The sequence below is a fragment of the Marinobacter sp. LM1 genome, assembly GCF_042763285.1.
Taxonomy (GTDB): domain Bacteria; phylum Pseudomonadota; class Gammaproteobacteria; order Pseudomonadales; family Oleiphilaceae; genus Marinobacter; species Marinobacter nauticus.
In genome coordinates, this window is the sequence record NZ_CP114373.1 from 1,774,652 (window position 1) to 1,796,122 (window position 21,471).

The 21,471-nt window shown below is 57.2% G+C and carries 20 protein-coding genes and 2 tRNA genes; 10 read left to right on the forward strand and 12 right to left on the reverse strand.

Features of this window, described 5'->3' with window-relative positions; all coding sequences use genetic code 11:
* The first annotated feature begins 58 nt into the window (after positions 1–58).
* Complete coding sequence (gene selD, locus OZ656_RS08290) at positions 59–1,096, forward strand: selenide, water dikinase SelD (RefSeq protein WP_278350933.1); 1,038 nt, start codon at positions 59–61, stop codon at positions 1,094–1,096.
* 67 nt (positions 1,097–1,163) lie between these two features.
* Here the strand turns inward: selD and OZ656_RS08295 are convergent, their stop codons facing one another.
* Both OZ656_RS08295 and rnk read right to left on the reverse strand, forming a co-directional pair.
* Positions 1,164–2,318, reverse strand: a complete 1,155-nt coding sequence (locus OZ656_RS08295) for a cytochrome P450 (RefSeq protein ID WP_278350932.1) — start codon at positions 2,316–2,318, stop codon at positions 1,164–1,166.
* A gap of 102 nt (positions 2,319–2,420) precedes the next feature.
* Positions 2,421–2,807, reverse strand: coding sequence for a nucleoside diphosphate kinase regulator (gene rnk / locus OZ656_RS08300; RefSeq protein ID WP_014421109.1), 387 nt, complete (start codon positions 2,805–2,807; stop codon positions 2,421–2,423).
* Positions 2,808–3,115: 308 nt separating this feature from the next.
* On the opposite strand from rnk, the gene OZ656_RS08305 reads away from it, so the two are divergent.
* Positions 3,116–4,030 (forward strand): AEC family transporter, encoded by a 915-nt coding sequence (locus tag OZ656_RS08305; protein ID WP_278350931.1) that lies wholly within the window; start codon positions 3,116–3,118, stop codon positions 4,028–4,030.
* On the opposite strand, the gene OZ656_RS08310 is transcribed toward OZ656_RS08305, so the two are convergent.
* Entirely contained in the window at positions 4,010–4,969 is a 960-nt protein-coding gene (locus tag OZ656_RS08310; protein WP_153740335.1) for a zinc ABC transporter substrate-binding protein, read from the reverse strand. The genes OZ656_RS08305 and OZ656_RS08310 overlap by 21 nt on opposite strands.
* Positions 4,970–5,111: 142 nt before the next feature.
* Here OZ656_RS08310 and gltX point away from each other — a divergent pair, with 142 nt between their 5' ends.
* The 3 genes from gltX (at position 5,112) to OZ656_RS08325 (ending at position 6,868) form a co-directional block, all read left to right on the forward strand.
* Positions 5,112–6,593 (forward strand): glutamate--tRNA ligase, encoded by a 1,482-nt coding sequence (gltX, locus tag OZ656_RS08315; protein WP_153740334.1) that lies wholly within the window; start codon positions 5,112–5,114, stop codon positions 6,591–6,593.
* Between the two features lie 116 nt (positions 6,594–6,709).
* Positions 6,710–6,785, forward strand: a tRNA-Ala gene (locus OZ656_RS08320).
* Positions 6,786–6,792: 7 nt separating this feature from the next.
* Positions 6,793–6,868, forward strand: a tRNA-Glu gene (locus OZ656_RS08325).
* A 126-nt stretch (positions 6,869–6,994) separates the two neighbouring features.
* Here OZ656_RS08325 and OZ656_RS08330 read toward each other — a convergent pair.
* Entirely contained in the window at positions 6,995–7,849 is an 855-nt protein-coding gene (locus OZ656_RS08330) for a 6-carboxytetrahydropterin synthase (protein ID WP_014421114.1), read from the reverse strand.
* 153 nt (positions 7,850–8,002) lie between these two features.
* Here OZ656_RS08330 and OZ656_RS08335 point away from each other — a divergent pair, with 153 nt between their 5' ends.
* The gene (locus tag OZ656_RS08335) at positions 8,003–8,548 is read left to right on the forward strand and encodes a nucleotidyltransferase family protein (protein WP_194841890.1); all 546 of its coding nucleotides are present in this window, start codon (positions 8,003–8,005) and stop codon (positions 8,546–8,548) included.
* Here the strand turns inward: OZ656_RS08335 and OZ656_RS08340 are convergent.
* The 3 genes from OZ656_RS08340 to OZ656_RS08350 all read right to left on the reverse strand — a co-directional run bounded on the left by OZ656_RS08340 (position 8,528) and on the right by OZ656_RS08350 (position 11,638).
* The gene (locus tag OZ656_RS08340; RefSeq protein ID WP_153740332.1) at positions 8,528–9,625 is read right to left on the reverse strand and encodes a response regulator; all 1,098 of its coding nucleotides are present in this window, start codon (positions 9,623–9,625) and stop codon (positions 8,528–8,530) included. The genes OZ656_RS08335 and OZ656_RS08340 overlap by 21 nt on opposite strands.
* Positions 9,626–9,676: 51 nt before the next feature.
* The gene (locus OZ656_RS08345; protein ID WP_199452192.1) at positions 9,677–11,062 is read right to left on the reverse strand and encodes an MORN repeat-containing protein; all 1,386 of its coding nucleotides are present in this window, start codon (positions 11,060–11,062) and stop codon (positions 9,677–9,679) included.
* Between the two features lie 114 nt (positions 11,063–11,176).
* Positions 11,177–11,638, reverse strand: a complete 462-nt coding sequence (locus OZ656_RS08350; RefSeq protein ID WP_023010480.1) for a hypothetical protein — start codon at positions 11,636–11,638, stop codon at positions 11,177–11,179.
* Between the two features lie 99 nt (positions 11,639–11,737).
* Between OZ656_RS08350 and OZ656_RS08355 the strand changes: the two genes are divergently transcribed.
* The gene (locus OZ656_RS08355; protein ID WP_199452191.1) at positions 11,738–14,662 is read left to right on the forward strand and encodes an insulinase family protein; all 2,925 of its coding nucleotides are present in this window, start codon (positions 11,738–11,740) and stop codon (positions 14,660–14,662) included.
* Positions 14,663–14,706: 44 nt separating this feature from the next.
* Here OZ656_RS08355 and OZ656_RS08360 read toward each other — a convergent pair whose 3' ends face one another.
* Entirely contained in the window at positions 14,707–15,522 is an 816-nt protein-coding gene (locus OZ656_RS08360) for a pyruvate, water dikinase regulatory protein (protein ID WP_011785359.1), read from the reverse strand.
* Positions 15,523–15,690: 168 nt separating this feature from the next.
* Here OZ656_RS08360 and ppsA point away from each other — a divergent pair, with 168 nt between their 5' ends.
* Both ppsA and rraA read left to right on the forward strand, forming a co-directional pair.
* Positions 15,691–18,027 (forward strand): phosphoenolpyruvate synthase, encoded by a 2,337-nt coding sequence (ppsA, locus tag OZ656_RS08365; protein ID WP_011785358.1) that lies wholly within the window; start codon positions 15,691–15,693, stop codon positions 18,025–18,027.
* A 32-nt stretch (positions 18,028–18,059) separates the two neighbouring features.
* A complete protein-coding gene (gene rraA, locus OZ656_RS08370) occupies positions 18,060–18,539 on the forward strand; it encodes a ribonuclease E activity regulator RraA (protein ID WP_023009926.1) in 480 nt (159 codons plus the stop codon).
* A 49-nt stretch (positions 18,540–18,588) separates the two neighbouring features.
* Here rraA and OZ656_RS08375 read toward each other — a convergent pair whose 3' ends face one another.
* The 3 genes from OZ656_RS08375 to OZ656_RS08385 form a co-directional block, all read right to left on the reverse strand.
* On the reverse strand, positions 18,589–18,879 hold the full coding sequence (locus OZ656_RS08375; RefSeq protein ID WP_153740329.1) for a PilZ domain-containing protein: 291 nt from the start codon (positions 18,877–18,879) through the stop codon (positions 18,589–18,591).
* Between the two features lie 5 nt (positions 18,880–18,884).
* Entirely contained in the window at positions 18,885–19,553 is a 669-nt protein-coding gene (locus OZ656_RS08380) for a TIGR04211 family SH3 domain-containing protein (RefSeq protein WP_153740328.1), read from the reverse strand.
* 117 nt (positions 19,554–19,670) lie between these two features.
* Positions 19,671–19,970 (reverse strand): YciI family protein, encoded by a 300-nt coding sequence (locus tag OZ656_RS08385; RefSeq protein ID WP_011785354.1) that lies wholly within the window; start codon positions 19,968–19,970, stop codon positions 19,671–19,673.
* An 87-nt stretch (positions 19,971–20,057) separates the two neighbouring features.
* On the opposite strand from OZ656_RS08385, the gene OZ656_RS08390 reads away from it, so the two are divergent.
* Entirely contained in the window at positions 20,058–20,924 is an 867-nt protein-coding gene (locus OZ656_RS08390) for a PHP domain-containing protein (RefSeq protein WP_031210468.1), read from the forward strand.
* A gap of 4 nt (positions 20,925–20,928) precedes the next feature.
* Here OZ656_RS08390 and OZ656_RS08395 read toward each other — a convergent pair whose 3' ends face one another.
* Positions 20,929–21,471, reverse strand: a complete 543-nt coding sequence (locus OZ656_RS08395; RefSeq protein WP_014421126.1) for a YecA family protein — start codon at positions 21,469–21,471, stop codon at positions 20,929–20,931.

Sequence of the window (21,471 nt, forward strand, 5' to 3'; positions counted from 1 at the left end):
TAGACTGTTGCGTATCCTGACGATAACCGAGTTGCTCAACCGAAAGAAGGAAGACGCTTTGTCCATCAAATTGACCCAGTTCAGCCACGGTGCCGGATGTGGCTGCAAGATTGCTCCGGACGTTCTGGACCGCATCCTTCACACTGATGCTCCCGAATTTCACGATCCGCGACTGCTGGTGGGCAACAGCAGCCGAGACGATGCTGCGGTTGCCGATGTGGGTAACGGCCTTGGCATTATCAGCACCACCGATTTCTTTATGCCGGTGGTGGACGACCCGTTCGATTTCGGCCGTATTGCTGCCACCAATGCCATTAGCGATGTCTATGCCATGGGCGGAAAGCCCGTGATGGCTATTGCCATTCTGGGCTGGCCGGTCAATGAGCTGGAACCGGAAATTGCCGCCAAGGTAATCGATGGTGGGCGTGCCGTGTGTGCCGAGGCAGGTATCGCCCTGGCCGGTGGCCACAGCATCGATTCACCGGAGCCGATATTCGGGCTGGCGGTGACTGGCCAGGTGGCTGTTGACCGTATTATCCGAAACGATACCGCTCAAGCGGGCGATTTGCTGTATCTCACCAAGCCACTGGGCGTCGGCATTCTCACCAGTGCTTCCAAGAAAGGTAAGGTTACTCCTGAAGACCTGGCCGTGGCGGTGGAGAACATGGCGACCCTCAATAAGGTTGGCGAAGTGTTTGCTGAGGTGGATGGTGTCAATGCCATGACCGATGTCACCGGCTTTGGTCTTGCCGGGCACTTGCTGGAAATTTGCCGGGGCAGTGGCTTGAAGGCAATGGTAAGCCGCAAGGCTGTGCCTGTGCTGCCAAACCTGAAGCCATATATTGATGCCGATTGCATCCCTGGTGGCACCCACCGCAACGCGGCGGCCTTCGGCAAGGCTATTTCCGGTATGACCGACGCCGACAAACTGCTGTTCTGTGATCCGCAAACCAGCGGTGGCTTGATGGTTAGCGTGGCCGAAAAGAGCCGGGAAGCCTTTGAGGCCCTCGCCCGAAAGCATGGGCTGAATCTGCAGCCTCTGGGGCGTCTTGAAGCCGCGGGCTCCGATGAAAGCCTGGTGTTTATCGAAGACTGATCCCAGCGTACTTTAAAGCCGCGCCGGAGTTGCTCCGCTGCGGCTTTTCTGTTTTTCAGTGTGGCATTTACCGGAATACCAGCGGCAGAGCGTTGAATCCGCCCGTAGGGAACATCGCCCGCTCAGGCTGTTCGCCTGCCACTGGTTCGATGGTGTCGATCTGTTTCAACAACTCTTCCATGAAAACTCTCAGTTCCATTCGCGCCAGCGGTGCGCCCGGGCATATATGTATGCCCGCTCCGTAGAGCAGGTTCTTCGCGGCGTTCTGACGTGGGCAGAACTGATCCGGGTTGCCGAAAGCAACTTCGTCCCGGTTGGCGGATGCCCAAAGAAGGGTGATTTTCGCGCCGGCGGGAATGGTTCTGCCGTCTATTTTGACCTCTCGGGTGGTTAATCGGCGATTGGAAATGAGTGGGGCGTCCATTCGCAGGATTTCGTCAATAGCATCGGAGAGCTGCTCCGGGGCGGCCTTAAGGTCATTAAGAAGCTCGGGATGATGGGCCAGATAGTGGGTCAGTATGGAAATGCTGGCTGAAATGGTGGCCAGTTCTCCGACTGTCCAGTTGCGCAAGAGACTGACCAGCTCTTCGTCGGTCATGGGTTGGCCATCGATTTGCTCGCGCATTAGTCGGGTGGTGACATCATCTGGTGCGGGCTCCCGGGTCCGGCGCCGTGAGTTCAGAAGGTCGCGGATGTACCCGTCAAATTCTTCAGCAACGTCGGCCATGGCGGAACGGTCGCGGGCCAGGGTTGCTCGGTGATTCTTCATCACCCACTCGGCCAGCGGTTGATGCAGGCTATCCGGCCAGCCCATAAACGCGCACTGAATCTGTAGTGCAAAGGGGCGGCTTAGAGTGTTGACCACATCCAGCGGCTTGTTTTTGTTCAGGGATTGCACCAGCGCCCGGGCAACATCCCGGCATACCGGTTCAAAGTGTGCCATGGGCTCGGGCGCAAAATAGGGTTCGATGGCCTTGCGGTAAGGGGTGTGTTCGGGCGGGTCCATGCCATTCGGTACGGACAGGTGCGCGGAGACGGCGTTACTGAAGGTGTGATGATCCTCCAGTGCCCGCATGACATCGGCATGGCGAAACAACGTCCACTGCTGGTAATCACTCCAGGCTACCGGGCATTCCTTGCGCATGGCATCGTAGGCGCGGATCTGGTCCGTCTGAACCTCGGCTGATCTGGGGTCCCAGTCTTCGTGGTGCTGCTCTGCCATACGGCCTCCTGATCTGTCGGTTAGCATTGATGAAATGCTACCACCGGAGGCCGTTCTGCCTTTGGAGAAATATCAAGTCCTGATATTTGTAAAGGAAAGTGCTTATGGGTTTCGGGTAACGCCGATCACTTTCAGGTGGATGGGCTTGCGGCCTTTCATGGGCCATTCGATGCTGCTGCCAATGCTCAGCCCCAGCATGGCTGCACCGGCCGGTGCCAGTATCGAGACTTTGTGGTCGGCGTCGCCAACTTCATGAGGGTATACCAACGCCACTTCGTGCTCCTCGCCAGTGTCTTCGTTCAGAAAGCGCACTCGTGAGTTCATGGTTACCACGCCCTCTGGCATGTCGGCCAGAGGCTTCATGTCGGCACGGCTGAGTTCGTCTTCCAGCCCATCGGCCACATCAGACTGGCCGGCGACCCGCTCAAGCAAGGTGCTGAGACGGTTATAATCTTCTTCTGCAACAGTGATAGGTGGCAATTCAGCCATAGCAATCTCCAGGTAAACAATCGATTGTTGGTTAGGCGCTGAATCCGGACGGGGAAGAGAGTGGATTCAGCGAAATCAGAGGCGGATGGCAGCCCTGCCGGTGTTCCCGAAGGAGGACCGCAGTGCCAGAGATATCGTGTAATTGCCTGAACGCAGAATGTTCACGGGAATTGCACTTCGCCTTTAGAGTTGAAGAAGCTCTGAATCTACCCCCGGGTGAGCAAAATGGCAACTGCGAACTTGCCGAAGATCTGTGCTAGTGTCTTGCACCTGTGAACGGGCTGGTGTCTGGTAGTCGGGAGGTGGTGATGCCAATGGTGGTTCAGGCTTTGATTCCTGTCTTCGTGCTGATCATGTTGGGCCATGGCTTGCGCCGCGTGGACTTTCCCGGAGGTGATTTCTGGCCCCGTGCGGAGCGCTTCACCTATTACGTACTGTTTCCTGCCATGCTGGTGTTCAAGCTTGGGCAGGCCCGGCTGCCTCCTTCCGCCTACGGTGATACGGCGATGCTGATTATCGCCATGCTGCTGGCGATGACGCTGGTGCTGGTGGCTGCGCAGTGGCTCTGGGGCTGGTCTGGTCCGGTGTTTTCTTCGGTATACCAGGGTGCGATTCGTTTCAATTCCTACGTGGGTCTGGCCGCGGGTGGCATGCTCCTGGGGGATGATGGGCTCTCGCTCACGGCTATCGCCGTGGCCATTATGGTGCCGTTGTTGAACCTGCTGTGTATTCTGATGTTCGCTCTTGTAGCAGGGCGAGAGCAAATCAATCTGGCGGCGGTGATTCGGGCGATTGTCACCAACCCTTTGATCGTCGGTTCGGTCATTGGCGTGCTCTGGAGCTATTTTCAGGTAGGGTTTCATCCCTTGCTGGCGGGCATACTGGAGCCGTTGAGTAATCTGGCGCTGCCGATGGGGCTGATGTGCGTGGGGGCTGGTTTGCAACTCAGTGCCCTGCGTGGCGGTTCGGTTCCGTTTATTGTGTCGTCGGCCCTGAAACTGGTGGCGTTTCCGCTGATGACCGCGGGCCTGGCCTGGATGCTCGGGCTGGAAGGGCTGCTGGTGAAGGTGGCGGTGCTGTTGGCGTCCTTGCCTACTGCCACGTCCGCCTACATCCTGGCGCGTCAGCTTGGCGGGGATGCGCCGCTGATGGCAGGGATCATCAGCGGGCAAACCCTGTTGGCGATGGTCTCTATTCCGGTGCTACTGAGCCTGCTCTGGTAAGCACTTGAGAACCGCATCGGCCACAGATTGCTGAAACTCGATGTAGCCTGCCGGTGTCGATTCAATGTCGGTTGCCAGCGGGTCCCAGGTGCTGAAAGTGACGTTCAGCCCTTCGGTAATGGAACGCCACCATTGACGGTTGAACTGGGGTTCGGTCAGCAGGCACGGGTGATTGGCGGCCTCCAGTTTGGCCTGCACATCAGCAATATGTCGGGCACCGGGTGAGAGCTCCGGGTTCAGTGTCAGAATGCCGTCCAGCGTCAGATCATAGTGATCGGCGTAGCGAGTAAAGGCATCGTGATACGCGAACAGGCTGATATCTTTAAGGCCCGCAAAGCTCGCACGAATACTCTTTTCTTTACTGAGCAGCTCGGCTTGAAAGCGCTCGAGATTGGCATTCAGCTCCTCGGGGTTTACGCCCTCATGTTCGCTCAGCGCATTCCGGATGTCTTTCGCCATGTCCAGCGCCAGCATCGGGTCTACCCATATATGTGGATCTTCGCCGTCGCCGTGATCGTGGTGATGGACATCGGGTTCGTCATGATGCCCGTGATCATCGTGGTCTTCATGCTCATGGTTGTGCTCTTCATGATGCTCGTCGTGCTCAGATTCACCGCCTTCGCTTTCCATGAAAGCCACCGCCCGGCCAGCGAATTCCTTGCCACCGAGCAGACGGTTGAGGAAGGTTTCCATATCCGGGCCCACCCAGAAGATGACATCCGCCTGTTCCAGGGCCCGCCGTTGAGAGGGCTTCATGCTGTAGTTGTGGGGGCTGGAGCCGGGTGGTATCAGCGTTGATACTTCCACGCTGTCACCCGCGACAGCTTTGACCAGAAGTTCGACAGGTTTAATGGACGCAACCACATTGGTCGCGGCTGCGGGTGTTGCTATAGCCAGGGCTGAGAGTGCGAGGGCCAGGCGGGTGACATTCTGTGGCATGGTGTATTGAATCCTGCGTGTACGTGAAATGTTATAATATAACGGTTTGTATCGGAGATGCAAAAGCCGCCCATGCGAAACCTCAGGATGGCCGCTATAATGCGCCCTTTATAAATCGGCCACTTATTTTCAGGATGGTTTCATGACAGTACGCACCCGAATTGCCCCGTCGCCCACCGGCGATCCACACGTTGGTACCGCCTACGTGGCCCTGTTTAACCTTTGCTTTGCCCGTCAGCACGGCGGCCAGTTCATTTTGCGCATCGAAGACACCGATCAGGCCCGCAGTACCGCTGAATCCGAGCAGGATATTCTGACAGCGTTGCGGTGGCTGGGTCTGAATTGGGACGAGGGTCCCGATGTTGGCGGCCCCCACGGCCCGTATCGCCAGTCTGAGCGCAAGCACATGTATGGTCAGTATGCTGAGGATCTGGTCACCGCTGGCCATGCGTTCTATTGCTTCCGTACACCGGAAGAGCTGGATGCTATCCGCGAAGAGCGCAGGGCTCAGGGCCTGAATCCCGGCATCAAGGGCGATCTGGAGTTGCCGGAAGAAGAGGTAAAGCGCCGTCTGGATGCGGGTGATCCGTATGTTATCCGCATGAAAGTGCCCGACGAAGGCGTGTGTGAAATTCAGGATATGCTCCGGGGTACCATTGAGATCGATTGGGCTCAGGTGGACTGCCAGATCCTGTTGAAGTCTGATGGGATGCCGACCTATCACCTGGCCAATGTTGTTGATGACCATTTGATGGGCATTACCCACGTGCTGAGAGGTGAGGAATGGATCAATTCTGCGCCCAAGCACAAGCTGCTGTATCAGTACTTTGGCTGGGATATGCCAGAGCTGTGTCACCTGCCGCTGCTGCGTAACCCTGACAAGAGCAAGCTGTCGAAGCGCAAGAACCCGACCAGTATCAACTTTTACGAGCGTATGGGCTTCTTGCCAGAGGCTGTGACCAACTACCTGGGTCGTATGGGCTGGTCCATGCCGGACGAGCGTGAGAAATTCACTCTGGATGAGATGATCGAGAACTTTGATATCCAGCGCGTGTCCCTGGGTGGCCCCGTGTTTGACGTGGAAAAACTGCGTTGGCTCAACGGCCAGTGGATTCGTGAGGAGCTGAGCGACGAGCAGTTCATGGCGCGGATGCAACAGTGGTGGTTTAACCAGGACGACTTGAAAGCCCTGGTGCCCCATATCAAGGGTAGGGCAGAAGTGTTTTCCGATGTGGCGCCAATGGCCCAGTTCATGTTCAGCGGCATGCTGAATCTGAAACCGGAGGACTTTGCCCATAACAAACTGGATGAAGGCCAGATCAAGCGCGTGCTGCAGTTTGCCCTTTGGAAACTGGAAGCCCAGCGCCACTGGAGCAAGGACACCATCTTTGCCGACATCAAGGCGTTGGCGAAAGCCATGGACCTGAAGATGGGCGATTTCATGTTCTCGATCTTTGTGGCCATTGCCGGAACGCCCAATTCCTGGTCAGTGATGGACTCCATGGCGTTGCTTGGCCCGGACATGACCCGCTCCCGTTTGCGTCATGCCCTTGAGGTTATGGGTGGCTTTTCCAAGAAAGAAACCAAAAAAGTAGAGAAGGAATACGCCGCTCTGGGTGTTTGATGAGCGGTTTGTTGGTTAATTGAACGATGAGAACAGGGATGTTCAAAAAACTTTAAAAAAAGCGGAATCGGGTGTTGACGCCCCAAGGGCGGATCCTTAATATACGCATCCGTTGAGGGGCCATAGCTCAGCTGGGAGAGCGCAACACTGGCAGTGTTGAGGTCAGCGGTTCGATCCCGCTTGGCTCCACCAATTTCTAGTCCCCTTCGTCTAGTGGCCTAGGACTCCGCCCTTTCACGGCGGCAACAGGGGTTCGAACCCCCTAGGGGACGCCAATTAGGCTTGACGGTTTAGTCCACCGGATAGCCATCAAAAAAACCGCCTTCGGGCGGTTTTTTTGTGTCTTAACGAATGGTCGGCGGGATTCGCGCCGTTTAGGACGCCAATCCCGGGTGGCCGGTTCAGGCCCGTATGGCAATAGCGCCTTTGCCCACTCCCTCGTAGGCTTTTACCTGAATTTCCTCCCCGGAGAACTCCGCTTTCAGTTTGTCCGCAATGTGGGCGGCAATCAGCTCTACGGTTGTGTCCGTTTCCAGCATGTATACGCGGTGCTCAGGCAGTGTCAGGGCAAACTCACCCTGGTTGGCTTCATACTCGAAGGTGATATAGCCAATGCCATCCTCGCCCACGAATCGGCGAGCCACGTCTTCTTCTGTGCCTACATAGATATCCTGCCAGAGCTTCGCCCAGCGTTCTTCGAGGTCGTAGGCCCGGTGTCCGTTGCGGTCAATGCGGATCGGGGAGCGATGCCCATGGGCAATGCGCTGGCAGTTGCCCAGGTGCTTTTTCAGGCCGTGAACATAGTGGTAGTAGGCGCCTTCGATGACTTCTTCGCGCAGGTTGATGTCGACGGAGATGACATTGCCGGGCAGAACGGCTTTAAGCTCCTTTTCCAGCAGGGCGGCCACGGCAGACGGGACGACCCGGTCCGAGGACAGCCAGACAACGGCTTCGTCCGGCGAGCTATGCTCGATGTGACCGCCGCCAGAGAGTGCCCAGCGGAAAGTGTTGGGCGCGTCCTCGCTCCATTGCAGGCCTTGATATCCGCGGGGAATCACCAACCGGTGGTCCACGCGTTCGTCAATCACCCTTTTGATGGTGCGCTTGACGTTGCTGAAGTCAAATACCATGCCCTGTTCGTCCAGTTCTCCTCCCAGCACCACATCGGCAATCCAGCTTTCGCCAACCAGGCCTCGAGCGGGATCCAGATAGGCGAAATCAATCACAGTGAGGTTGTCGACAAAGAGATGGTTCATGGAGGGTCCGGCGTGGTCAGGTTGCATGATGGCGGAATTCTAGCAAAAATCGCTGCATTCAGCAGTTTCAGGGGGCGCATCATAAACGCGAATCATAGCATCAAGGATCCGCAGTTTCCGGCATTGGTGCTGGCAGCCGGCCAGGCGAGACGAATGGGGTGTTACAAGCAGGCTTTGAAGCTGCCAGGTGGCGGTTCATTGCTAGGGCACGCTATTGGTCAGGCGCGGCAGCTATCGGCGCAGACGTGGGTGGTTGCGGGCGCAGGCTTCCCTCTGGTGCGCTTTCGCTGCAATCGGCAACCGGCGCGCTGGGTGGTTAACGAGCGTTGGCGGGAGGGCTTGTCGACGTCGTTGATTGCCGGCCTGCAGGCACTTTCTCCCGCTGCTTTGGGTGTGTTTGTGCTGTTGGCAGACCAGCCCTTACTGGATACCGAAGGGCTCAGACGGCTGTCCGCAAACGCCCGGCGGAAGCCAGAGGTGCCCTGGGCAGCCAGTTATGGCAAGCGGGTAGGCGTGCCAGCCTGGATTCCGAAATCGCTCTGGGGAGATCTGTTATTGCTTAAGGGCGATGCGGGGGCGGGGGTAGTTCTGAACCGGGCCGGAACCCGTCCGGTTGAAATAGCCGGGGTGCAACAGGACGTTGACACCCCTCAGGACTGGCAGCAGGTCCGTGGGCAATTAGCCGAACAGGCCGGATAACCAGGCGATTCCTACGCTGAAAATACCCAGACTGATGGCCAAGCCAACGGTATAGATGCGCGAGTTGGCCGAGCGCTGCTGAGACACGTACAGATCGATGGTGCGCTGGGCAATGTCCTCGGCGGTCTCCCGGGAAATCTCGTGGGCCTGCTGAATGGCTTCTGACTGCAGGGTTTGCCAGAACTCGGTGTCGATGGTCTGTACGCTGGTGATGTGATCCTTCAACTCCGCCATGTGCTCGGAGGTGAACCCGGCGTTTTTGGAGAGTTCTTTTTTCAGGGAGGTAAGTTCGCGACCCAGGTTCAGGTTCACTTCGGCGGCCACTTCGTCGCGCAGGTTGCGGGTGCGTTCATCCAGCATCTTGCTGAGTGACTCCAGGCGCTCCTCAATGGTGGCTTCCTGCTTGCTGCGGGTTTCGTCCAGCGCACGCTTGAGGTGATCGAACTGCTCGTCGAAAAGGGAACTGAGCAGTTCATGCAGCCGGTTGTTGATATGAGTCTTGACCGCCGAGCGGGCAATCTGCTCAATCAGGTCGCTGGTCAGAGGCACCACATTCGGGGCGCTTTGGCCGTTCAGGCCGCTTTCTGCTTTTGGCGACAGTTGCACAGAGGCATCCTCCGGAAAGTCCATGGGTTCGTCATCTGACTCGCGCAGGTCATGGCCGTTCATTTCAACAGGTGCTTCTGGCACGTTCCCCTGCTCGACGTCACTGGCCAACTGCTCCAGCATCAGGTTGAGACCTTCGTTGTGAGGCGGCTTGGTAAGGATGTTGTAGACACCAAAGTTGCGCGCTTCCTCCATAAAGGAAGAGGATTTCTTGGAGGTACACATGATGATCGGAATGCCGGCCGTTTCCGGGTTGTTCTTGATGGCCTTGGTGGCTTCCACGCCATTCATGCCGGGCATCAGGTGATCCATAAAGATCACGTCTGGCCGGTCGTGGCTCTTCAGGAAATCCAGCGCTTCTTCTGCTGATCCCGCCATGTTCACTTCCATGTCCCGACTCTCGAGCAGTTTGCTTAGCGCAAACCTGGCAACTTTGGAGTCGTCCACCAGCAGAGCATTTTTGATTGCCATGTCACTACCTCAACCTGTTACTGCAAACGCGTGGGTGCTGCGACCGGGTGATTACCAGCCTTCCAGTTGCGGGCACTGGGTTGCCCGATAACTCTTTTCCCGATAACAGACACCGGGTTCCGTGGTGCGGGCGGTAAACACTTCGCCGGCCGCGGTTGTCAGGCGAACCTGTCCATAGGGTTCACCATGGCGGAAAGTGGCCTCGATGGAGCTGCCGTTAGGGTTGCGCAGCAGGCCTTTGCCGTGGAACTTGCCTTCCATGTACTGGCCATCGTATTTCTTTCCGTCAGCAAAGACTTCCGAGCCCTTGCCATGAAATTCGCCGTTGGAGAATTCGCCTTCGTAGGAGCGTCCGTCCGGGTAGGTGAGGGCGCCCTGGCCGTGGAATTCATCATTCCGAAAGCCGCCAACGTACAGCATGCCATCGGCGGTGGTCAGGGAACCATGGCCATTCATACGGCCCTGCTCCCAGTTTCCGGTCAATATGTCGCCGTTGGCCAGGGTAAGCGTGCCCTTGCCGTGGAACTGATCGTTCTGGAACTGGCCGGTATAAGTCGTGCCGTCTGCGGAGCGCCAGCGCCCCTCACCGTGCCGTTCGCCCCGTTTCCAGTCGCCCTCGTAGCGGCTTCCATCGGAGTACCAGGCGGTACCGGAACCATCAAACTCGGCGTCCACGAAGTGGCCTTCATAACGCAGGCCGGAGCTATCTTCCCAGGTGCCATCACCAGTGGTGATGCCGCCGCGCCATTCACCATTCCTGTAGTTTACGGTGGTGAAGGCTTCCAGTTTGCCGACCAGCGTGAGTTCGTCGCCGGCTTCCAGTGCCACTGAATTGCTCCAGGACTGGTATCCGGGCTTTTCGATGGTGATGTCATAGAGGCCGGGGTCCAGCTCCAGGTCCAGGCGGGTGGCGCCATAGGATTTACCGTTGATCGTAACCTGATCGCCCACCACGTTGGAGCGTAACACCAGGGTGCCGGTTTTCGGAGGCTCGGGCGCGGGTTTCGTCTCCGGCACGTCGCGTTGGGAACGCATAGCCGAAACTGGTTCGGCCATGGCCAGCATTTCCGGGTTTTCGGGCATTGGTTCAACGGTGAACGGTTCGCTGTTTGCTGCTGTTTCGGTCTGTTCGCCGGTGGCCGGAAGCGCGTTGTCGACGGGCTGCGGCGTCTCCGGAGTGTCTGCCAATGGTGTCTCGCGGGTATCAGCAAACAGCGGCTCTTCAGCCACAGGTGCGGGTGTTTCGGCTTCAATCCGGGTTGTGGGTGTTTTCGCGGCTGAGGTTTCCGGCGCGGTGGCATGCTCCACGGTTTGCGCCAGAGCCGGAGCTGTGGTGTCGGTGGTATCCAGATCCTTGCGAACCGATGCGAATCCGGCAGTAACCAGAAGCATGAGCGCAAGTGCATTGATGAACAGCAGCGGCCTGAAATCGACCATGACAAAACCTCTTGATCCAAGTGTTCCGGATGCTTTGTTATGGGTTCATCTTAACCACTGTCTGCAACGTTATGTAACAGAAAGTGTCTGAACTTGATCAGAATGCCGGTCGTATCACATTTTGTCCGGAAGCCGATCATGGTTAAGTTGCTCCCAGGACTTCATGTAAACATCGGCTTCATATTGATAGGGAGACCGGAACGGGGTCAGAACAAAATCGAATATCAGGAAAAAGGAGCCGATCGACAGCCAGGCGATCGTCAGGGTGCTGATGGTCGTGGCCTGTTCCTCCGGATTCGAGTTGACGAACTCCTGCAGCATCGGGATCAGGTCACCGGCCATGACTACCGGGTTGAAGCTGGCCAGGACAAAGGGCAGCCAGAAGGCAATGAAGATGGGGAAGAAGCCGTAAGACCACAGCACACGCCGTAACAGGTAGATAGCAACTTCCCGCCAGAATCGCTGTCGAATCTCGGGAACTTTGCGGATTCGCTCGAGATACTGGCGTCGTTCGGCCCACCAGGCGGCAACTTCAGGGGCGTCGATGTGGGATTTGTCTGGGCTGCGGTCTGTCATGGATTGGCAGGCTACCTTGTTGAGTCCGTTCCGTGCATGATATCCGATACTACGTGTTACCCTGTAATTCTCCAATTGTTCTATACACAGGATTTTTTAATGGCTGCAGTGACTGACAACGCAATCCATCCGGCTTTTGAGAAACTTCGCAGTCACCGGATCGGCACCCTGAACCTTGAGGTTGAGGAGTATCGCCATAAAAAGACCGGTGCACGCCATCTTCACCTGGCGGCGGATAACGACGAGAACGTATTCTTCGTTGCTTTGCGAACGTTCCCGATGGATTCGACCGGTGTCGCCCACATCCTGGAGCATACCGCCCTGTGCGGCAGTGAGCGTTACCCGGTGCGTGATCCGTTCTTCATGATGATTCGCCGCTCCCTGAACACTTTCATGAACGCGTTCACCAGCAGCGACTGGACTGCTTATCCCTTTGCCAGCATGAACCGCAAGGACTTCGATAATCTGCTGTCGGTGTACCTGGATTCCGTGTTCTTCTCCAAGCTGGACCCGCTGGATTTTGCACAGGAAGGTCATCGCCTGGAATTTGACAAGCCGGATGACCCATCCAGCGACCTGGTCTACCGGGGTGTGGTCTACAACGAGATGAAAGGGGCGATGAGTGCACCTACCTCCCAGCTCTGGCAGAACCTGACCAGCCATCTGTTCCCGACCACGACTTATCACTACAACAGCGGCGGCGAGCCGGACCATATTGTCGATCTGAGTTATGACGACCTGGTGAAGTTCTATCGCCACCACTACCACCCGAGCAATGCGATTTTTGCGACCTACGGCAATATCCCGGCCCGGGAACACCACGAGAAGTTTGAAGAGCTGGCGCTGAAACGGTTCGATCGGCTGGATATTGAACTGCCGGTGAAAGACGAGAAGCGCATGTTCGCGCCGGTCCGGGTAGAGCAGGGCTATGCGGTAAATGAAGGTGAGAGCACCGACAACAAGACCCACATTGTGATGGGGTGGTTGCTGGGCCACAGCTTCGACCTGCAGGAAAATCTTGAAGGCCAGTTATTGTCTGCCGTCTTGCTGGAAAACAGCGCATCGCCGTTGATGCGGGCGCTGGAAACCACAGACCTGGGCCATGCGCCGTCTCCCATGTGCGGGCTGGAGGATTCCAACCGGGAAATGACCTTCGTTTGCGGTATTGAGGGCAGCGAGCCGGAGCGCAGGGCGGATCTGGAACAGCTGATTGAGTCTACGCTGCAGAAGGTGGTGGATGACGGTGTCAGCCAGGAGCGCCTCGAGGCCATCCTGCATCAGTTGGAACTGCACCAGCGGGAGATTGCCGGAGACCAGTTCCCCTACGGCTTGCAACTGATCATGAGCGCGATTGCCCCCATGGTTCATGGTGGTGATCCGGTGGAACTGCTGGATCTCGAGCCGGTATTGGCGACATTGAGGGAAAAGATCAAGGATCCCGAGTATGTGCCCGGGCTGATCCGGCGCAAGTTGCTGGAGAACCCGCACCGGGTAACCCTGACTTTGCGCCCGGATGAAAAACTCGAAGGCCGTCGTCAGCAGGCCATCAAGGATGCCCTTGCCCGGCGCAAGGCGGAGCTGTCCGACGATGATATCAGCCATATTGTGCAGCGTGCTCAGGCACTGGAAGAGCGCCAGATGCGCAAGGATGATGATTCCATACTGCCCAAGGTTGGGCTGGATGATGTGCCGCTGCAGATGCCGGAGCCGGAGGGACGGTACGATGCCGAAACCGGTGCGACCGTTTATTCCCGAGGCACTAATGGCCTGGTGTATCAGCAGGTGGTGCTACCGCTGCCGGCTCTGAGCAAAGACGAACTGTTGCTGTTGCCTTATTACACCACTCTGATTTCCGAAGTGGGGTGTGGAGAGCTGGATTACTTGCAAATGCAGGATCGTATTTCTGCGGAATCTGGCGGCATCGGCGCTTCTTTTACTGCCAAGGGGCAGATTGATGATGTTCAGGCCATGACCGGCTATCTGATTTTCAGTGGCAAGGCGCTGAGCCGCAACAGCAAAGCGCTGACCCGTCTGCTGAAGGATGTCTACACCGGGGCCCGTTTTGACGAAAAAGAGCGTGTTCGTGAGATCATTGCCCAGATCCGGGCTCGCCGTGAGCAGGCGGTGACGGGCAGCGGGCATGCCCTGGCCATGGGCGCAGCGGCTCAGGGCGTCAGTTCCGGTGCCTGGTTGTCGTACCGTCTGGGTGGTCTGGCTGGAATTCGTGGTACCAAGGAGCTTGATCAGCAGCTCAAAGATGAAGCCGGCCTGGCCGATTTCTGTGGCAAGCTGGCCGCGCTGCACAACCGTATTCGCAGCCAGAACCGCCAGTTCCTGCTGATTGGTGAGGACGACCAGTTGTCGCCCATGCTGGATGAGTTGGGCACTTGCTGGAGCGGAGTGTCTGCAGAGGGTGAGGGTAACTGGTCCATGGAGCCGGTCAGCTACAACACCCGGGAGGCCTGGCTGACATCTACCCAGGTCAATTTCTGTGCCAAAGCCTACCCGACGGTTGCGGTGGATCATCCCGATGCGGCTGCGCTGACGGTACTGGGAGGCTTTCTCCGGAACGGTTATCTGCACCGGGCCATCCGTGAAAAAGGCGGGGCCTACGGTGGTGGCGCCGGCCAGGACAGCGTGAATGGTGTTTTCCGGTTCTTCTCCTATCGCGATCCACGCCTTGCGGAAACCCTGGATGACTTCGATGCAGCGCTGAACTGGTTGTACAGCGAAGCGCATGAGCACCAGGCTCTGGAAGAGGCTATCCTGGGTGTGATCGGCCAACTCGACCGCCCCCGCTCGCCAGCCGGAGCGGCTCGCCATGCTTACCACAACAGGCTGTTCGGGCGTACGCCGGAGCAGCGCGCACGTTTCCGTGAGAGGGTTCTTGGTGTCACTCTGGACGAGCTTAAGCGCGTGGCCAAGACCTGGCTTGCGCCTGAAAAGGCCAATGTGGCCGTGGTGACAAGCCCCGACAACCGTGCGGTTGTGGAAGGGCTTGGCATGGACATTCAGGAACTTTGATCTGACTGGCAGAGGGCCATTGGCTCTCTGCCGGGTTTCCTGCCTCAGCGGTGCCGCTTCAGGCCCGTTGTCACCATGATTCTGGTCGAGATTTCCTCAACGGAATACGCCGTAGTATTCAGATAGGGAATCCGCTCCCGCTTGTACATTAATTCGATTTCTTCAATCTCATGCATGCATTGTTGCAGCGACGAGTAGCGGGAGTTTGGCCGGCGCTCGTTACGAATGGTGGCAAGGCGTTCCGGTTCGATGGTCAGGCCAAACAGTTTTTCCTTATGGGGCCGGAGCGCGGCGGGCATCTTCTGGTCGTCCAGATCTTCTTCGGTAATCGGATAGTTGGCGGCCTTGATGCCATACTGCAGGGCCAGGTACAGGCAAGTGGGCGTTTTACCGCTGCGGGATGCTCCGATCAGAATCAGGTCGGCCTCGTCGTAATGCCGGGTGCGGGCACCGTCGTCATTGTCCAGCGCAAAGTTGACTGCGTGGATCCGACGCTCGTAGCTGCCCGCGTTATTGATGGAGTGGGATTTGCCTACGGAGTAGGAGGACGACGAGTTGAGTTCCTGCTCCAGAGGGTTCAGGAAGGTTCCGAAGATATCTACCATAAAGCCGTCGGCCCGGCTGATGATTTCCCTGATGCCGCCATTAACGATGGTGTCGAATACCAGCGGCCGTTCCCCATCGATTTCCGACGCTTTGTTGATGCGGCTGACAAGATCCCGGGCCTTCTCCTCATCGTCGATATAGGGCACGGTAACCCGCTCAAACTCGATTTTTTCAAACTGCGCCAAAAGGGCATGGCCGAGCGCTTCTGCCGTAAGGCCAGTGCCATCAGAGATAAAAAACGCCGTTCTTTTCATGGTCGTATCCGGTCTGGTTTGAACTTGTTCCCGGGAGTCTTTGGTTGCCTCCCTAGGTAATTTCCGCAGCTTACAGTATCATACACGCCAGATTCGAGACTCCGCGCTACACAGACTCAAGGGAGACACGCTTTGGAAGATTACATTATCTGGTTTGACCACCTGGGAATGTCCGACGTAGACCGGGTTGGAGGCAAGAATGCCTCCCTCGGTGAAATGATCAGTAATCTCGCCAATGCTGGTGTTACCGTCCCTGGCGGTTTCGCTACCACTGCTCATGCTTACCGTGAATTCCTGGCCACCGACGGCCTGAAAGACCGCATTGACGAAGCCCTGGATGCCCTGGATGTCAACGACGTTAACGAACTGGCGCGGGTTGGCTCCCAGATTCGCCAGTGGGTAATCGACACCGCGTTTCCGGAAGTTCTGGATAACGCCTTGAAAGAAGCCTATGCCAAGCTTCAGGCCGGTAACGATCAGATGGCTGTCGCGGTGCGTTCCTCCGCCACCGCCGAGGATCTTCCTGATGCCTCTTTCGCCGGCCAGCAGGAAACTTTCCTGAACGTGGTGGGTCTGGAGCAGGTTCGTACCTCGGTGAAGGAGGTGTTTGCCTCCCTGTTTAATGACCGGGCGATCTCCTATCGCGTGCACCATGGTTTCGATCACAAGCTGGTAGCGTTGTCTGCCGGTATCCAGAAGATGGTTCGCAGTGAAACCGCTTCCAGCGGTGTTATGTTCACCCTGGATACCGAGTCCGGTTTCCGCGATGTGGTGTTTATTACCTCCTCATACGGCCTCGGTGAAACTGTGGTGCAGGGTGCCGTAAACCCTGACGAATTCTACGTACACAAACCGACCCTGGAAGCCGGACGTCCGTCGGTATTGCGCCGTAACCTCGGCAGCAAGGCCATCAAGATGGTTTACCATTCCGAACCGGGTGAGGGTAAGTTTGTTGAAACCGTGAAGGTGGAGCAGGAAGACCGTAATCGTTTTTCCATCACCGATGCGGAAGTGGAAGAACTGGCCAAGCAGGCCATGATCATTGAAAAGCATTACCAGCGCCCGATGGATATTGAGTGGGCTAAAGATGGTGATGACGGCAAGATCTACATCGTTCAGGCCCGGCCGGAAACGGTCAAGAGCCGCGCAGCTGCCAATGTGATGGAACGTTATCTGCTGAAGGAAACCGGCAAAGTGCTGGTGGAAGGTCGCAGTATCGGCCACAAGATCGGCAGTGGCCCGGTGAAGATCATCACCAGCATTAACGAAATGGACCGGGTACAGGCTGGCGACGTGCTGGTTACCGATATGACCGACCCGGACTGGGAGCCGGTGATGAAGCGGGCTTCCGCCATTGTTACCGACCGTGGCGGCCGTACCTGCCATGCGGCCATTATTGCCCGGGAGTTGGGTATTCCGGCGGTTGTGGGCTGTGGCGATGCCACCGAGGTGCTCAAGGATGGTCAGGACGTGACCGTCTCCTGCGCCGAAGGTGACACCGGTATGATCTACGAGGGTGCTCTGGACTTCGAGCTGCGTGAGAATACCGTGGACTCCATGCCCAACATTCCGTTCAAGATCATGATGAACGTGGGTAACCCCGACCGAGCCTTTGACTTCCAGGCGCTGCCCAATGAAGGTGTGGGCCTGGCCCGCCTTGAGTTCATCATTAACCGGATGATCGGCGTGCACCCGAAAGCGCTGTTGAACTTTGACGGTCTGCCCCGTGACATCAAACAGACCGTGGAAAAGCGCATTTCCGGCTATGCCTCACCGGTGGATTTCTACGTGGACAAGCTGGTGGAAGGCATTTCCACCCTGGCAGCGGCGTTCGCTCCGAAGAAAGTGATTGTGCGTTTGTCCGACTTCAAATCCAATGAGTACGCCAATCTGATTGGCGGCACTCTGTACGAGCCGGACGAAGAGAACCCGATGCTGGGCTTCCGCGGAGCGTCGCGCTATATCTCCGATACCTTCCGCGACTGTTTCGAGCTTGAGTGTCGGGCTCTGAAGAAAGTCCGCAATGAAATGGGCCTGACCAACGTTGAAGTGATGGTGCCGTTCGTACGGACTGTCGGCGAAGCTGAGCAGGTGGTGAATCTGCTGGCGGAAAACGGCCTGAAGCGTGGTGAGAACGGCCTGCGGGTCATCATGATGTGTGAACTGCCGGCCAATGCCATTCTGGCGGAGCAGTTCCTGGAGCACTTTGATGGCTTCTCCATTGGTTCCAACGATCTGACTCAGCTGACGCTCGGTCTGGACAGGGATTCTGGCATCATTGCCCACCTGTTCGATGAGCGTAACGATGCGGTAAAGGCGCTCTTGTCCAACGCTATCCAGGCCTGCAAGAAAACCGGTAAGTATATTGGCATCTGTGGTCAGGGCCCGTCAGATCATCCGGATCTGGCCAAGTGGCTGATGGATGAGGGCATTGATACTGTGTCTCTGAACCCGGATTCGGTACTCGATACCTGGTTCTTCCTGGCCGACGAGAAGATCGACTGATCACCAACACTTGGGAAAAGGAGAGCGACAACGTGAGCAAGATTATTACTCCGGATCTGTGTGACGAATTTCCGGAAGTGCAGGTGGTCGAACCTGGCTTCAATAATTACGGTGGCGTGCGCCAGTTCGGCGGTGAGATCGTGACCGTGAAGTGTTTTGAAGACAACTCAGTGGTGAAAGAGCAGGTTGGGCTGCCCGGGAACGGCCGCGTGATGGTGGTTGATGGTGGCGCGTCCAAGCGCAATGCCCTGCTGGGGGATATGCTGGCCGAGAAAGCCGCGGAAAACGGCTGGGCTGGCCTGATCATCTATGGCTGCATCCGTGATGTAGATGAGATTGGACAGACTAATCTGGGCGTTCAGGCCCTGGGTACCGTACCGCGCAAGACTGAAAAGCGTGGTATCGGTGATCTGAATATCCCGGTGACCTTCCACGGTGTGACGTTCAAGCCCGGGCAGTACGTGTATGCCGATAACAATGGCATCATCGTCTCCGAGAAGCCGCTGGTTTAAGCCGCGGCCTCGGCACAGACAAAAACGGCGGCCTTTGGGCCGCCGTTTTTTATTGGGTTACTTCTATGATGTTGATCCCGAGCAGATAACCATCACCATCAGGCTCACAACGCACCACCTCGCCGAGCGTCTCCAGGGGCGGGAACTGATCTCCAGCGGACTCCATTCGGGTTCTCAGCTCCTCGCCAATCCTGAACGGTCGTTCCACTGCTGCTTGCATACCGGCGGCACTGAGATCCCGGCAGATACCGGTGTGGATTTCACCATCGTTGCCGATAATCGTGATGGTGCTGTTCACCTGCATACGATGGAAGTCGCGCTTCTCAGAGTAATCTTTCATCACCTTTACGCCCAGTTGTCGGTTTTTCTTGTCGGTTTGAGCATGGGAATGATCAGGGCCAGCAGTACGCCGCCAAACACGAGGCCCGCGCCCAGAAGCATGAAATCAGATTCTTTGCTGGCCTCAAGACGCTCATTTTCCGCTGTCAGTACTTCCAGATCATTCCGCAGTTTCTGGTTTTCTTCGCGCAATTCACGGTTACGACGCTCAAGATTGATGGAGTCAGCGGCAATATTCTTGATGCGTTGTAGTTCAGTTTGCAGGTCTTCCGCCCGATTGGAAAGATTATTCTCGGCATTCTGCAGAGAATTTCGTTCTTCGGTAACGGCGGCCAGTTGCTGACGAGCTTCAGCCAGCTCAGATTGGGTTTCGTCCAGTTGACGACTGACCCGATGAAGCTGATCAGCTGCGATCGGTTCGTTACTCAGGTATTGGCTCGCAACCCAGCCTTCCGTCCCTTTCGGCGTGCGTACGCGGGTGTAATTGTCACCGGTCTCCAGCACCTCCAGCGGCGTGCCACTGGGGAGGGCATTTTCGATGATACGGTACTGCGTGCCGGCGCCCGAGCGCACAGGCAGGTAGAGTTGATCATCGACCCAGACGGTGCGCGCCTGCGCAACGGAAACGGAGCTGACAATAAGCACAAGGCTGAAAAGGAGACGGAGCGGTGTCACGGAGTACGTTCCCTGATAGTGATATTACTGATGATTTAAACCCGCAATTCTGTCACAAGGTGGCCGCTATTCAAGCACCACAGCGTTACAATCCGCTCATGCTGGCGGCCGCTTTGTTCAGGGCAGCACTACCTTGTAGGGTTTGACGATTACTTTTTCATACACGCCGGCATCGACATAGGGATCGGCATCGGCCCAGGCCTGAGCTTTCTCCAGCGATTCGAACTCAGCGATGACCAGGCTGCCACTGAAGCCTGCTTCGCCCGGATCGGGCGAATCAATGGCCGGATGGGGGCCAGCTACCAGTAACCGGCCTTCGGCCTTGAGCTGTTCCAGTCGGGCCAGGTGGGCAGGCCGGGCTTCTTTGCGCAGGGGCAGGCTGTTGGCAATGTCTTCGCTGATGATGGCGTAATACATGGGTTCTCCGATCGGTGATCAGCTGAGGTTAGGGGCACTGCCTGAAGGCTGATACACTGGTGCCCGTTTCGTTATTCAGGATTGTTCGTGACTATACCCCAAGACTCCAGAACGTGCATTGATCTGCATTGCCATAGCACAGCATCCGATGGCGCGCTGTCTCCAGAGGCCCTGATAGCCAGAGCCGTTGAGCAGGGGGTTAGCCATCTGGCATTGACCGATCATGACACCATCGCAGGTCTCGAGGTGGCGAGAGGTGCGGCGTCAGGTTCCGGTTTGTCCCTGATTAACGGCGTGGAGCTTTCCTGTGTCTGGCGCAGTCATACCATTCATGTGGTCGGGCTCGATTTTGACGAACGTGATCCTGCGTTTCTCGCCGCACTTGAGCGCCAGAACGAAAACCGCTGGCAGCGGGCTCGGATGATCGCCGACAGGCTAAGCCGCCTGAACGTAGACCAGCTTCTTGAGCGGGCGACGAAAGTGGCCGGAGGGGACGTGCCCGGGCGCCCGCATTTTGCCGAAGTTCTGGTGGAAGACGGTGTTGTACCCAAGGTGGCGCACGCATTTAAACGGTATCTGGGAACTGGCAAGCCAGGAGATGTAAAGGCGTGTTGGCCGGAGTTGCCGGAGGTGGTGCAATGGATCGTGGCGGCCGGCGGGATTGCTGTGCTGGCGCATCCCAGGAAATATCGTCTCACAGCAACCCGTTTACGGGCATTAACTGCGGATTTCGGCCGTGCCGGAGGGCAGGGCATTGAGGTGTCAGTGTCGGGCCAATCCAGTGGCGATCTGGGTTTTGTGGCCGAGCTGGCGCGGCGGGAAAAACTCTGGGCCTCTCAGGGCAGTGATTTTCACTTCCCGGGAGCTCCCTGGTGTGAGCTGGGGCGCATAATGAAAATGCCAGAGGGGCTGGAGCCCGTCTGGCATCATTTTCGGCAACCGATTGAGGCCTGAGGCTTCAATCCGGCGCGTGGAACAACAGGTAGAGGTCGGTCAGCGAGTCCGGGATGGCCTCTGCCATCTTGGCTGACAGCTTCTCGTCATTCCGGACTTTCTGGAAGTCCTCGTCCTCAAACAGGCCAGACAGTGTCAGCATCGGCACCATAAGGTCAGCGACTTCATCCTCATCCGCAGCCTGCAGCCAGGCCTCCTCATGCTCGAGGAAGGTATCGACGAAGCCCGCACACCAGTTTTCCAGAGCATTCATCGGGTCGCCGTCTTCTGGCTCCGGCAGCTCCAGTGGCTGGCCCATATCCAGGGCGTGGGCCATATCCCGTGCAAGCTCATTTACACAATGGGTAAACGTGTCGGGAATGCCGGTATCCGGCAACTGATCTGTGCCTGTGGCAAGGCGGAAGAGGTCTTCCGCCTTCAGGCTGACCGGCCCGATCACGCTGGCACACACCACGCCATGGAACCCGAAAAAGTCCAGGGCATGATCTCCCCAGGGTTCTGCGAACAGAATGTCTTCCAGCGCTTCGATGTCCGAGTTGCTCAGCAT